Genomic DNA, 12,825 nt, shown 5'->3' on the forward strand with positions numbered 1-12,825 from the left:
CCGCACGGTGCGGACAGGGCCGCACCTGGCGATTTCCGGCACGGAGGCCAGCATGGAACACGATAGCACGCTGTACGTCGGGCTCGATGTCCATAAGGAGTCGATCACGGCCGCCTATGCGTTCGGCATGGGCGAGGTTGAACTGCTCGGCAAGGTTGGCACCACGAAGACGGATATCGATCGCTTATGCAAGCGCCTGCAATCGAAGGCGTCGCGTATCTGTATTGTCTATGAGGCGGGCCCATGTGGTTACGGACTTTACCGTCAACTTCAGCAGAAGGGAATCGACTGCATGGTGTGTGCACCGTCTCTGATTCCAAGGAAGCCGGGGGAACGCGTAAAGACCGATCGGCGTGACGCGATCAAACTGGTGCGTTCTCTCAGGGCTGGCGACCTGTCGGAGGTCTTTGTCCCTACCGTCGAAGACGAAGCCTTTCGCGATCTGGCACGGGCATGGGTGAGTGCCAAGGATGATCTGAAGCGTGCGCGGCAGCGGCTGAAGTCCTTTCTGCTTTCGCATGGGGTCAGCTATACCGGCCGCGCCGACTGGAGGGCAGCACACCGGCGCTGGCTGAGCACGTTTGCGTTCGACAGCACATGGCAGCAGTTAGCGTTCGAAGAGCATCGACGCGCGATCGAGGATCGTCTTGCGCAATGCGATCGACTGGAAGCTGCGCTGCGCGAGGCCGTGGTTGCCTGGCGTTTTTATCCGGCAGTACTGGGTCTGCAAACGATGCGCGGCATGCAGTTCACCACGGCGGTCGGCATGCTTGCTGAGTTGGGTGATCTGTCACGCTTCACTCATCCGCGCCAGTTGATGGCGTGGCTGGGGGTAACACCGAGCGAACACTCGTCGGGCGAGAAACGCCGTCAGGGCAGCATCACCAAGAACGGCAACAGTTACGCGAGAAAGCTGCTCGTCGAATCGGCATGGAGTTATCGGCATCCGGCGCGCGTGAGTCCCGAGATTCAGCGCCGCCACGAAGGGATTCCTAAACCCATCGTGGATCGATCTTGGGATGCGCAGGTGCGCCTGTGTCGACGCTATCGAACGCTTGTGGCACGCGGTAAACAGAAGAACATCGCCGTGGTCGCGGTCGCCCGCGAACTAAGCGGGTTTATCTGGGACATTAGCCAACTCGCCATGTCACTTGCGTTGCAACCGCAGAAGCACGCGGCTTGAGCAGGCGAGCGAGAGTCTTTACCCATCAATCAAGGAGTTTCCTGAGGGCGGCGTAGCCCGGCACACGAGTAACCCGCGCCACGGCTACGCAACGGATCCAATTCGATTTGCGTCCCTAGATAGCGGCAGGCTCATCAGGCGGACCTCTGTAATGCGGTAGCCAACCCGCGGATATCAGCGTGATCCACCGTCGAGACGTACTGCTGCGCCGCCCTCAGGAAATTTGAACAATAACGCGTGGAAAACCCGAACACCAATCCCGATTGACAGCGGGAGTCATATCAGCCGTGTTGGCTTCCGCAAGGTAGCCATCCGAGGCTGCCGACATGCCGGCTGTGACCGCCGCGTTCGTCGATTTTTCGGTTTTCGCATACGACGCCGCCGACTGTTGGTAGGCACGCACGAGCTGGCGGCATGCACGATATTGCACATAATCGTCCGCCGCCTCGGCAGCCAGAGAGATACGAGCATCGTGCCAATCGTCGATACGGGCTTGCAGGAGCGCCTGCGACGATTCGCGCGCCGAGCGTGCCTTGCCGAAAAGATCGAGTTCCCACGACGCGTCCAGCCCGCCGCTGCGAGTGGTCGCCAGGGTAGTAAACGTGGCGCTACCCGTGGAGACGTTGGACTTGGCCCGCGCGATGGAGGCGCTGCCTGTGAGCGTCGGCCACGCATCGGCGCTGTTCGATGCCAGGGTGGCACGTGCACTGCTGATACGGGCTACCGCCTTGGCCAGCGTCGGGCTGCCGGCCTCGGCCACGCGGATCAACTCGCCCACCGCTGGGTCGTCGAAACGGCTCCACCAGTCGATCAGGTTTTCAACCTTGCCGCCGTGGGCCACTTCGGCGTGCCAGCCGGTGGCCGTGGTCGTCGGCGGCGGCAGGTAAGCCGGCTGCAATGCGCAGGCGCATACTCCCACACTGCCGATGACCATGCCTAGCCAGATGGCGAGGGGCCGTCGTCGCTCCAATTCTCTCATCAATGCAAGCTCCCCGGCCCGGTCCTGAGCCGATGCACGCCATTGTCCGCAGCGGAAGATTCAGTGCCGTAAGGCTGGGTTAAGTTGGGTAAAAATCTGGCGCTTAGCTATGATCGGCATCACTAACATGGCATCCTGACCATATGACGAACGCTGTCCCCTCCTCCTTGACACCGGTGCTGCTGGTCGACGACGACGCCGAGCTGACCAGCATGCTGGCGCAGTATCTGGCCAACGAAGGTTTTGCTGCCGAGATTGCGCACGATGGAGAAACCGGCGTGGCCCATGCGCTGTCGGGGCGTTTTGCCATCGTGGTACTCGACGTGATGATGCCGCGACTGTCGGGCATCGAGGCACTGAGCCGCATCCGCGTGGCTAGCCCGGTGCCGGTGCTGATGCTGACTGCTCGCGGCGATGATATCGATCGGATTTCCGGCCTCAATCTCGGCGCCGACGACTATGTGCCCAAGCCGTGTACGCCCGGCGAACTGGTCGCCCGCCTGCGAGCAATTCTTCGGCGAGCGCGGGGCGCGAGCGCGGCCGGTGCCATCGGCCCGATCCACGCCGGTCCGCTTTCGCTGTGGCCCTCCAATCGCAGCGCCACCTGGCAAGGTATGCCGCTCGATCTGACAGGAACGGAATTCAGCCTGATCAAGGTGCTGGCCCGTCATGCTGGCCGACTTGTCAGTAAGGAAGAAATTTCGTTGCAGGCATTCGAGCAGCCACTGACGCGTTTCGACCGACGCATCGACGTGCATATAAGCTGCATCCGCCAGAAGCTTGGGCCGCGCCCCGACGGCCAGCCGTGGATTGTCAGCGTGCGCGGCATGGGCTACCAGCTTCTGACGGACTAAGCCATGCAATTGCGCTTCAGGCACCTGTTCTGGCCTATCTTCTTCCTGCTCTGGCTTGCGGTGATCATGGCGTTTGCATTCGGTGGACTCTATCTCTACGCAAGCGGACACCACCCGCCCGACGATCGATCGCCTTCAATGGCGCTAATCCTGCTGCTTGCCGGTGCCACAGTGAGCCTACCCGTCGCGGTCGGATTGGCATGGTATATCTCCACGCCGGTGCGCCATTTGAGTCAGGCACTGAGAGACGCTGCTCAGGCTCGCTTCGACGTGCGCGTCCTGCCCGCGCTCGGAAACCGTGGCCCTCATGAGTTCACGTTCCTGGCCCGCGAGTTCGATGAAATGGCCGCGCGCCTGCAACATGCCTCGATGCGGCAGCGGCAACTCTTTCATGACGTGTCGCACGAGTTGCGCTCCCCGCTGGCCCGCATTCAGGCGGCGATCGGCCTCATGCAGCAGGACGCGAAATCAGCGCCCGGCATGGTAGAGCGCATTAGCCGCGAAACGGAGCGGCTCAACCAACTCATCGAAGAACTACTGACCCTGCACAAACTGGAGGTCGGCGCGATGTCGCCTCCGCGCGAGCGTGTTGACATCATAGAACTGCTGGCTGATATCGTGCAGGATGCCGCCTTCGAGGCCCAGTCACGCGGCTGCATCGTGACCTTAGATGCACCCGTCAGCTTTGTGGCGGAAGTCGCCGGAGAACCGCTCTATCGCGCACTCGAAAACGTCGTGCGCAATGCAATCAAGTACACCGCGGCCTGCACCGCCGTCGAAGTATGCGCACGTACGTTGACGTCATTCGAGGCAGGCGAGAAATCCGACTGGCTCGAAGTCCGCGTGAGCGACAGGGGGCCGGGCGTACCCGCCGGGTCCTGCGAAGACATCTTTGAACCATTCCATCGCCTCGAGCCGCAGCAACGAGATGCAATCATGCAATCTGTGTCGGGTACCGGCTTGGGTCTAGCGATCGCCCGTCGCGCAATCGCATTGCACGACGGTGATATTCATGCCGCGCCGCGCGAAGGAGGCGGTCTCACGGTCATTGCACGCTTGCCGCGCTGCCGAATCAACTAGCTATCAGTTCGGCCGCCGCTTCAGTCATCGTCACTCGTTCCGACGTATCGTGCGATTCTCGAGCCGACCTCCTGTTCATCGCAGCCGCACGTCACATGCATCTCTCGAATGCCGCGATCTACGGCTTGATGTGGGTCTCCAGGAAATCGACAAACACGCGGACCTTTGCCGACAGGTTCAACCTCTCCGGATAAGTCGCATAGATGTCCGCCGACGGTAACGACCAGTCGGCAAGTACGCGCGTCAGCTTGCCGGAATCGATCGACGTCTGTACGTCCCATTCGGACCGGACCAGTATTCCATGACCGTCGATGGCCCATTGGAGCGTGACCTCCCCATCGTTGCTGCTCATCGCGCCGTGCACTTTGACAAGTTCGTGGCGCTTGCCCTTTGTGAAGTGCCAGGTGCCATACGCGGTATCGTTTTCCCTCAGGACGATGCACATCTGGTTGCGCAATTCTCCGGGGGTTTTCGGGATGCCGTGTTTCTTGAGGTACGTGGGGGACGCGCAGACGAAGCGCCGGTTCGACGCGAGCTTTCTGCCCACGAGCCGCTGATCCGGTAGCTCTCCGAAACGAATGCCGACGTCATAGGCCAGTTCGGCCAGGTTCATCGGGCGATCGGTCAGTTCCAGTTGAACATCCACTTCCGGATACTGCCGCCGAAACTCGGATAGTGCGGGAGCGATGTGGCGTCGTCCAAAACCGAATGTCGCATTGACCTTCAACAGGCCTTGAGGCTGCTCGCGACTGCTCGACACCATCCGCTCCAGTTCCTGAACCTGCTCGAGCAGCTTCGATCCAGTCGAAAGATACAACTCTCCCTCGTGCGTCATCGCAAGCCGACGCGTGGTCCGATTCAGCAGCTTCACGCCCAAACGGCGCTCCAGTTGACTCAGTCGCGCGCTCACGGCCGGCGGCGTCACACCGAGATCGCGAGCCAACGCGGACAGACTGCCCTGTGTCACCAGCCGTGCAAAGAATTCGAGGTCTGCGATTGGGTCCATTTTAAAGTTATATTTAATAATAGGTTAAGTGGTCATCCATTTTACTGCTCCAGTCGCCCAATTACACTTCGTTGGACATCCGCATCAACGGGATACGGAGACTGGAGGAAAGATGGGACAGACGCTTTACCAGAAGATCGTGACACGCCATACGGTCTTCGACGTCGACGAGCAGCACGTCGCCCTGTACGCCGACCTGCATATCATGAACGAGTACACGAGCCCCCAGGCATTTGCCGGGCTCGGCGAAAAAAAACTCTCCGTCCGTTGTCCGGAGAAGCAGATGGGCATCGTCGACCACGTGATTCCGACGCATCCGGTGCCGGTTCAGGACCGCACCATCCTCATCGATGCAGCGGCGCATCAGGCGGCCAATTTCACGCGCAATTGCCGGGCACACGGCATTCATTTGTTCGACGTACAAGACCGCGAGCAAGGCATCGAGCACGTAGTCGCGCCGGAGCTCGGCCTAATCCGGCCCGGCATGGTGGTGCTGTGCGGCGACAGCCACACGACCACCTATGGCGCGCTCGGCGCATTGGGCTTCGGTATCGGGACGTCTGAGGTCGAACACGTACTCGCGACGCAGACATTGATCTACCGCGTCGCACGCGACATGCGCATCCACGTGGAGGGGGTTTTGCCCCGCGGCACGACGTCGAAGGATCTGGTGCTCTACATCATTTCGAAGATCGGCGCTCAGGGTGCGCGAGGTTTTGTCGTCGAATACTCTGGGCCCGCGATCGCGGCGCTGAGCGCGGAAGCCCGCATGACCCTGTGCAACATGACCGTCGAAGCCGGGGCACGCGGCGCGCTGATCGCACCTGACGACACAACGGTGACCTACGTCGCGGAACGCATCAAGGATCTTTCACCAACGGAGCTCGCCCGTGCGACCGAACAGTGGAAGGAGCTGAAGTCTGACGCCGACGCGACCTTCGACGTGTCGCATAGTTTCGACGCAAGTGACGTCGCGCCATTCGTCACCTGGGGCACCAGTCCCGATCAGGCCATCGCGGTGACCGAACAGATCCCGCCGCTGTCAGATGAACCTGTCGAGCGCGGCAACGCATCCAAGGCACTCGCCTACATGGGCCTCGATGCCGGACAACCCATCGACGGCCTCCCAGTCGACCATGTATTCATCGGCTCCTGCACCAATGCGCGAATCGAGGATCTGCGCGCCGTCGCGGAGATCGTGCGAGGGCGAAAGGTTGCGCAAGAGGTGCGTGCAATGGTCGTACCCGGTTCAGGCCTTGTTCGCGAGCAGGCCGAGCGCGAAGGCATCGCGCAGATCCTGATTGACGCCGGATTTGAATGGCGCCAACCCGGCTGCTCGATGTGCCTCGCGATGAACGACGACATTCTTCAACCCGGCCAGCGCTGCGCATCGACGACCAATCGAAACTTTGAGGGCCGTCAGGGCCGCGGGGCACGCACACATCTGATGAGCCCCGCGATGGCGGCAGCCGCCGCGCTGGCCGGACGCATCGTAGACGTACGCAAGGAATTCAGCCATGACTAAACACGTGTCCATCAGAGGCGTTGCGGCACCGCTTCCGCTGAACAACCTCGATACCGATCAGATCATGCCGAAGCAGTTCCTATTCGGCATCGACAAGTCAGGTCTTGCACGCGGGGTTCTTTACGACCTTCGTTACGAGCCATCCGGCGAGCCACGACAGGACTTCGTGCTGAACCGTCCCGGGTATGAACGTGCAAACATCCTCGTGGCGGGAGCAAACTTCGGGTGCGGCTCTAGCCGGGAGCATGCGGTATGGGGCCTGCAACAGGCTGGCTTCGAGGCGGTTATCGCACCGAGCTTCGGCGAAATCTTCTATTTCAATGCGCTCAACAATCGGTTGCTGCTCATCATGCTGGCCCCGTCCGTCGTGTCGCAACTCATCGAACGGACCGAAAACGCCGCAACGGCCGCGCTGACGATTGATGTGCAGCGTCAAGTAGTCCGGACCTTCGACGGCAGCGAGTACCCGTTCCAGTTGCCGGCCCGGCAGAAGCGAATGTTCGTCGAAGGGCTAGACATGATCGGCATGACGCTCAGCGAGGAGGATGCCATCGCTGCGTTCGAACGCCGCCACTACGCAGATCATTCGTGGATGAAGATCGACCTGCCCCGGCAGCAACGCACCGCCTGACCGGATTCCAGCCAGGTGCGTTGTGCATAGACGCACTGAGATGCTGTTCCGCCTGGCTCTGCTAGCCAGGCGATGTAGATATAAATATTGGAGACATCTGATGGAATCCTCTCGTGCCGATACAAGCTCTCCGCCGATAGCGCGACGCTCGACGGTCGTCAACTTCAGAATCGGCGGCATGCCGGCTCCGATGTTCGCCGTGCTTGTGGTTGTCACTGCGGCGGCGGCCATGACGAAGAAACTGCCCAACGACATGATCGGTGGCTTTGCGGTGCTCATGCTATCAGGAATGCTGCTCGGAGAAATAGGCCGGAGAGTTCCGCTTCTTCGGCATATAGGCGGTCCTGCCATTCTCTGTCTGTTCGTGCCATCAGCTCTGCTTGGCTACAAGCTCATGGACGAGGCCGCGATGAAGGCGATCACAACTACCATGAAGACCGCCAATCTTCAATATCTCTATATCGCCTGTCTTGTCGCGGGCAGCATCCTAGGAATGAACCGGAAGATCCTGATTCAGGGCTTCCTGAAGATGTTCGTGCCGCTCCTCGTAGGAACCATTGCAGCGATCGCAGCGGGCGTCGCTGCCGGCCTGATGTTCGGCTACGACCCGAAGCACACGTTCTTCTACATCGTTATGCCGATTCTTGGTGGCGGCATCGGTGAAGGCATTCTGCCGCTTTCCATCGGCTATTCGGAGATTACCGGCGCAGCCCAGGGGCATCTCATCGCGACTATGGTGCCAGCTGCGCTGATCGGCAACGTCGTTGCCATTCTCTCCAGCGGTGTTCTCAGCCGATTCGGCGAGAAACACCGTCATTTCAGCGGAGACGGAATGCTGGTGAAAACCGGCGAGGACCAGGAACTGCTGAAGGCGCAGAAAGCGGAAGCTGCATTGGATTTGCGACTGATGGGGTTGGGTTTGCTCCTCTCCTGCACGCTCTTTATTGTGGGTGGCCTTCTTGCACCGCTGACCGGAATACCCGGCCCCGTCCTCATGATCATCGCCGCAGCACTACTGAAAGTGTGCCGCGCGATTCCCGAGTCGATGGAAGTCGGTGCGTATCAAATGTACAAGTTCATGTCGACGAATCTCACTTTCTCCATTCTGGTTGGGCTCGGTGCGTTGTTCGTCTCCTGGGACAAGCTCGTTAGCGCCTTCTCGCCCGGCTATTTTGTGATCTGCACATCGGTTGTCCTCTCGATGGTCGCTTCCGGTTTCTTCGTCGGTGCTTGGCTCAAGATGTATCCAGTAGAGTCCGCGATTGTCACCGCATGCCACAGTGGACTGGGAGGAACGGGAGACGTGGCGATCTTGTCATCTTCGAATCGAATGGGCCTAATGCCCTTCGCGCAGATTTCCACACGCATCGGCGGTGCGGCGATGGTCGTCTTCGCGACTATCTTGATGACGTGGCTGCACTGAGAAACTTTAACAGACGGTGCGCGCATTGGGAGTTCGGCGTGATTCCCCTCACGCCTCAGCTACATACGAGTAAGCCGAGATTGCGTACGCTGCACCGGTGCAATGCGGCACGGGTTCCCAATCAATTGATCCAATACGGTCACGAGCGGAGTGGGATGGCTGTTGTCGATTGGAGCAGCGGTGCCGATTCTGCCATGAACGCGGCCGCCGCTGCATAGCGAGGAGACTTGTCACCGCTTCCATTTTCAAACATCAGAATGGAAGCGGTTTACAGTGGTGGGTCAGAGCGGTGACCAGGTGCCATGCAATGACATTCGCAGCCGGAACGGGATTTTGATACGCGCTACAGGCCCCGATGACAATTTCATCGCGTCAAGTACCACAAGTTCGGTCGTTTTAGATCGCAGGTGGTTGAGAACGCTCATGACAAATCCGTCACCTTCGGGCGCGTCCGGGCTGCGCGGGACGAAGATCGGCTCTTGGAAACACTCCGCGTCGCCGGCGAACCACGCCTCAGTATCGCCCGATACGACATCGACTCGCGCCAGCGTGTTAAAAAACTGGAACGGGGGTGCGCCAAGCGACTTCCCATCATATGGCAAGGACGGATCGAATTTGAGCACAAACCCGTGTCGATATGTTTTTCCCATGTATCGAGGATCGCAGCGCGGAAACTCACACGGGAAGTCCGTCAGCGCTTCGGGTTCAACGTCATCGATCTCCGATTCAAGATCGAACGTCCAACGCATCAATGACACCTTGAGGGTCTCGAGTGGCGGGAATGAGCCGTCTTCCTGCGGGAAAAAATAAAAAGCGTTCCCGTCCGCGACCGGCATGTCCACGAAAACGCGGCTTCCTTCTTCGAAGGAGTTCAGCGTGTGTCCCTGAAACCCATTTGCCGGCCCGTAATACCAACGCACATCTCTTTCGTTGCCGCGTCTAGGAAGAACTCCAAAGAGTTGCGGAAGGTCGGGTTGCCACTGAAAGTGCTGGCCACCCCTTTTCATTCGCTCGAGATCGACAGTTAAAGGGATCACCGGAAATACGACGTAGTTCTCGGTAACGGCGAAATCGTGAATCATTGCAGCATACGGCGCTTTGAACCAGACTTCGCGCTTCACCTCACCTGACGCGGCGATCTCGTAGTACGCGATATCCGGTGTACCCTCGCCCTTGGCCTCGTAGGCGAAGCACAGCAAGTCACCGGTTTCCGGGTCCACTTTGGGATGGGCAGTAAACGTGGCCGATCGCACCTGCCCTCCGAAATCCCATACGCCGATGGTTTCAAGAGTGTCGGGATCCATCGCGTATGGAAGGTTGTCTTCCTTGAGCGCCAACAGGACACCATTGTGCTTCACCACTGTCGTGTTGGCAGTGCTGTTGTTCCGCGCTGCCAAAGGGTCGTTCGTAAAGACGTTACGATAAACCCCGGTGAGGGAACGGTGTTCCCGACGTTGGGCAAGCAATCTTTCGGTTTGCACGTAGCGCCGTTTCAGACTGACTTTACCGTCACTGAACCGAAATGCGCTGACGGCACCGTCACCGTTAAAGAAGATATCGGCGCCAAGCATCGGGGGATACTGCGGATCGGGAGCCACTTGGTAGAAGACTCCTTTGATACTCTCCGGCAGAGATCCTTCGACCTCAAGATCCACAACGTCGGCCTCAACACGGCTTGGTTCGTAAAGCCCGACAAATTCAGGTGTCGTCGGAAACAGCATACTCATATGACTCTCCTTCAGAACATATCTGTACTGCGTCTTCACGTGTTGCCCAAGAGCTGGTGATCGGTTTAACTGACGAACCATAGGGACTACACGTGGTACTTGGGATAAGCTCAAGGCTAGGCGTCGAGGTCTTGCCGGCCAGTTGCGATGATTTCGCCCAACGGGCATCTATTGCCGCTAGGTCGGATCAGCCATTTTTTGGTCAAACAGGTCTGCCGGTGCGTCGTCGCAATGTCAACGCGACATCATGTTCATGCTGACGTTGTGCATCACCCACAGCGTGCCGACGATCAGGATCGCCGCGGTCAGCACGGTGTAGCTGAACGCCATCACGTTCCAGCGCTGACCCGACGAACCGTTCATGTGCAGGAAGTACACGAGGTGAACGACGATCTGCACGAACGCGAGCGCGGCCAGCGCGATCAGCGATGCGTGCGGCGACAGCACGCCGCCCATCACGAGGCCGAACGACGCGGCCGTGAGCAGCACCGACAGAATGAAGCCCGCGACATAGCCGCCGACGCTGCCGTGCCCTTCTTCGAGTTGAGACGAATGCGAATGAGCCATTTAGATCACGCTCGCGAGATAGACAAAGGAAAACACGCAGATCCACACGATGTCGAGGAAGTGCCAGAAGAGGCTCAGGCACGTCAGGCGCCGCAGGTCGCGATCGGTCAGGTCGCCGCCGCGCAATACGATCTGCCCGGCGAGCACGATCATCCACAGCAGGCCGGCCGTCACGTGCAGCCCGTGCGTGCCGACCAGCGTGAAGAACGCCGACAGGAACGCGCTGCGCTGCGGGCCCGCACCTTCCGCGGTCAGGTGCGAGAACTCGCGCAGCTCCATCGCGAGGAACGCCGCGCCGAGCACGAACGTCACCGCGAGCCATGCGAGCAGCGCGCCGCGCCGCTGCTTGTACGCGGCCAGCATCGCGAAGCCGTACGTGATGCTCGACAGCAGCAGCGCGGCGGTTTCCACCGCGACGCCCGGAATGTCGAACAGGTCCTTCGCGGTCGGACCGCCCGCGTACTGGTTGCCGAGCACCGCGAACGTCGCGAACAGCGCCGCGAAGATCACGCAGTCGGTCATCAGGTACAGCCAGAAGCCGAACACCGAGTGCGACGGCGGATGGTCGTCGTGTTCGAGCAGGGTTGCGCTCAAGGTTTTCTGCAACATCAGTTGGCCTCCAGTTCCACGTCGTCGACACGCGTGGCCACGCGCGCCGCCGGTTGCTTCTCTTCGATCTTGCGCACCTTCGTCGCCGGGATGTAGTAGCCGTCGTTGTCACGCGAGCTGTAGATCACGAGCGTCGCGACGATGCCGACCAGGCCGCCGATCGCCATCCACCAGATGTGCCATACCAGCGCGAAGCCCAGCACCAGGCTGAAGATCGCGACCACGAGGCCCGCACACGTATTCGACGGCATGTGGATGTCGCGGATCGCCGCCGGGTTCGGCCGGCCATCGCCGCGCGCCTTCATGTCGGCGTACGCGTCGAGCGTGCGCACTTGCGGGATCACCGCGAAGTTATAGTCGGCCGGCGGCGACGAGGTCGCCCATTCCAGCGTGCGGCCGCCCCACGGATCGCCCGTGGTGTCACGGTACGCCGGCAGGTTCCGATTGCGGATGCTGACGACCAGTTGCAGCAGCTGGCAAGCGATGCCGATCGCGATCAGCACGGCGCCGAACGCGGCGACCAGCAGCCACGGATGCCACGCCGGGTTGTCGTAGTGGTTCAGACGCCGCGTCATGCCCATGAAGCCGAGCACGTAGAGCGGCACGAACGCGACGTAGAAGCCGACCTGCCAGAACCAGAACGCAGCCTTGCCGAGTTTCTCGTTCAGCTTGAAGCCGAACGCCTTCGGGAACCAGTAGTTGAAGCCCGCGAGATAACCGAACAGCACGCCGCCGATGATCACGTTGTGGAAGTGCGCGATCAGGAACAGGCTGTTGTGCAGCACGAAGTCCGCGCCCGGGATCGCCATCATCACGCCGGTCATGCCGCCGAGCGTGAAGGTGACCATGAAGCCGATCGTCCACAGCACGGGCGTCGTGAATTCGATCCGGCCGCGATACATCGTGAACAGCCAGTTGAACACCTTCACGCCGGTCGGGATCGCGATGATCATCGTCATGATGCCGAAGAACGCGTTCACGTTGGCACCCGAGCCCATCGTGAAGAAGTGGTGCAGCCACACGAGGAACGACAGCACCATGATCGCGCAGGTCGCGTACACCATCGTCTTGTAGCCGAACAGCGGCTTCTTCGAGAACGTCGCGATGACTTCCGAGAAGATGCCGAACGCCGGCAGGATCAGGATGTACACCTCCGGATGGCCCCACGCCCAGATCAGGTTCAGGTACAGCATCGCGTTGCCGCCGGCTTCGTTCGTGAAGAAGTGCATGCCGAGGTAACG

12 protein-coding genes are annotated in these 12,825 nt (G+C 60.2%); 6 read left to right on the plus strand and 6 right to left on the minus strand.

The annotated features are described in order from the left end of the window. Nucleotides 1-52 precede the first annotated feature (52 nt). Nucleotides 53-1,183, plus strand: a complete 1,131-nt coding sequence (locus ACTJLD_RS26470) for an IS110 family transposase (RefSeq protein ID WP_048984156.1) — start codon at nucleotides 53-55, stop codon at nucleotides 1,181-1,183. A gap of 214 nt (nucleotides 1,184-1,397) precedes the next feature. Here the strand turns inward: ACTJLD_RS26470 and ACTJLD_RS26475 are convergent, their stop codons facing one another. Beyond that, complete coding sequence (locus ACTJLD_RS26475) at nucleotides 1,398-2,162, minus strand: TolC family protein (RefSeq protein ID WP_151062516.1); 765 nt, start codon at nucleotides 2,160-2,162, stop codon at nucleotides 1,398-1,400. 167 nt (nucleotides 2,163-2,329) lie between these two features. On the opposite strand from ACTJLD_RS26475, the gene ACTJLD_RS26480 reads away from it, so the two are divergent. Both ACTJLD_RS26480 and ACTJLD_RS26485 read left to right on the plus strand, forming a co-directional pair. Then, nucleotides 2,330-3,016 carry a response regulator transcription factor gene (locus ACTJLD_RS26480; protein ID WP_151062703.1) on the plus strand — a complete coding sequence of 229 codons (687 nt, stop codon included), beginning with the start codon at nucleotides 2,330-2,332 and terminating at the stop codon, nucleotides 3,014-3,016. Between the two features lie 3 nt (nucleotides 3,017-3,019). Then, nucleotides 3,020-4,096, plus strand: coding sequence for a HAMP domain-containing sensor histidine kinase (locus ACTJLD_RS26485; protein ID WP_151062515.1), 1,077 nt, complete (start codon nucleotides 3,020-3,022; stop codon nucleotides 4,094-4,096). Between the two features lie 118 nt (nucleotides 4,097-4,214). Here the strand turns inward: ACTJLD_RS26485 and ACTJLD_RS26490 are convergent, their stop codons facing one another. Further along, nucleotides 4,215-5,102 (minus strand): LysR family transcriptional regulator, encoded by an 888-nt coding sequence (locus tag ACTJLD_RS26490; RefSeq protein WP_151062514.1) that lies wholly within the window; start codon nucleotides 5,100-5,102, stop codon nucleotides 4,215-4,217. Nucleotides 5,103-5,214: 112 nt separating this feature from the next. On the opposite strand from ACTJLD_RS26490, the gene leuC reads away from it, so the two are divergent. The 3 genes from leuC (at nucleotide 5,215) to ACTJLD_RS26505 (ending at nucleotide 8,681) form a co-directional block, all read left to right on the plus strand. After that, nucleotides 5,215-6,627: a 3-isopropylmalate dehydratase large subunit gene (leuC, locus tag ACTJLD_RS26495; RefSeq protein ID WP_151062513.1), complete on the plus strand. Its 1,413-nt coding sequence runs from the start codon at nucleotides 5,215-5,217 to the stop codon at nucleotides 6,625-6,627. Beyond that, on the plus strand, nucleotides 6,620-7,258 hold the full coding sequence (gene leuD / locus ACTJLD_RS26500; protein WP_151062512.1) for a 3-isopropylmalate dehydratase small subunit: 639 nt from the start codon (nucleotides 6,620-6,622) through the stop codon (nucleotides 7,256-7,258). The genes leuC and leuD overlap by 8 nt, the downstream gene beginning before the upstream one ends. A gap of 100 nt (nucleotides 7,259-7,358) precedes the next feature. Then, complete coding sequence (locus ACTJLD_RS26505) at nucleotides 7,359-8,681, plus strand: 2-hydroxycarboxylate transporter family protein (RefSeq protein WP_151062511.1); 1,323 nt, start codon at nucleotides 7,359-7,361, stop codon at nucleotides 8,679-8,681. Nucleotides 8,682-8,962: 281 nt separating this feature from the next. Here the strand turns inward: ACTJLD_RS26505 and ACTJLD_RS26510 are convergent, their stop codons facing one another. The 4 genes from ACTJLD_RS26510 to ACTJLD_RS26525 all read right to left on the minus strand — a co-directional run. Then, nucleotides 8,963-10,408 (minus strand): carotenoid oxygenase family protein, encoded by a 1,446-nt coding sequence (locus tag ACTJLD_RS26510; RefSeq protein WP_151062510.1) that lies wholly within the window; start codon nucleotides 10,406-10,408, stop codon nucleotides 8,963-8,965. 234 nt (nucleotides 10,409-10,642) lie between these two features. Beyond that, nucleotides 10,643-10,975, minus strand: a complete 333-nt coding sequence (gene cyoD / locus ACTJLD_RS26515; RefSeq protein WP_006759069.1) for a cytochrome o ubiquinol oxidase subunit IV — start codon at nucleotides 10,973-10,975, stop codon at nucleotides 10,643-10,645. After that, nucleotides 10,976-11,584, minus strand: a complete 609-nt coding sequence (cyoC, locus tag ACTJLD_RS26520; RefSeq protein WP_151062509.1) for a cytochrome o ubiquinol oxidase subunit III — start codon at nucleotides 11,582-11,584, stop codon at nucleotides 10,976-10,978. Further along, nucleotides 11,584-12,825 (minus strand): cbb3-type cytochrome c oxidase subunit I (locus ACTJLD_RS26525; protein WP_440659934.1); only part of this gene is annotated, 1,242 nt, incomplete at its 5' end. The genes ACTJLD_RS26525 and cyoC, both read right to left, overlap by 1 nt.

Source organism: Burkholderia sp. 22088, from assembly GCF_052045915.1.
In the GTDB taxonomy this organism is placed as follows: domain Bacteria; phylum Pseudomonadota; class Gammaproteobacteria; order Burkholderiales; family Burkholderiaceae; genus Burkholderia; species Burkholderia cepacia.

Bases quoted from the DNA above. Each gene is read 5' to 3' on its own strand.
- leuD (WP_151062512.1), top strand. From the start codon at position 6,620: ATGACTAAACACGTGTCCATCAGAGGCGTTGCGGCACCGCTTCCGCTG.
- ACTJLD_RS26490 (WP_151062514.1), bottom strand. From the start codon at position 5,102: ATGGACCCAATCGCAGACCTCGAATTCTTTGCACGGCTGGTGACACAG.
- leuC (WP_151062513.1), top strand. From the start codon at position 5,215: ATGGGACAGACGCTTTACCAGAAGATCGTGACACGCCATACGGTCTTC.
- ACTJLD_RS26470 (WP_048984156.1), top strand. From the start codon at position 53: ATGGAACACGATAGCACGCTGTACGTCGGGCTCGATGTCCATAAGGAG.
- ACTJLD_RS26505 (WP_151062511.1), top strand. From the start codon at position 7,359: ATGGAATCCTCTCGTGCCGATACAAGCTCTCCGCCGATAGCGCGACGC.
- ACTJLD_RS26475 (WP_151062516.1), bottom strand. From the start codon at position 2,162: ATGAGAGAATTGGAGCGACGACGGCCCCTCGCCATCTGGCTAGGCATG.
- cyoC (WP_151062509.1), bottom strand. From the start codon at position 11,584: ATGTTGCAGAAAACCTTGAGCGCAACCCTGCTCGAACACGACGACCAT.
- cyoD (WP_006759069.1), bottom strand. From the start codon at position 10,975: ATGGCTCATTCGCATTCGTCTCAACTCGAAGAAGGGCACGGCAGCGTC.
- ACTJLD_RS26510 (WP_151062510.1), bottom strand. From the start codon at position 10,408: ATGAGTATGCTGTTTCCGACGACACCTGAATTTGTCGGGCTTTACGAA.
- ACTJLD_RS26485 (WP_151062515.1), top strand. From the start codon at position 3,020: ATGCAATTGCGCTTCAGGCACCTGTTCTGGCCTATCTTCTTCCTGCTC.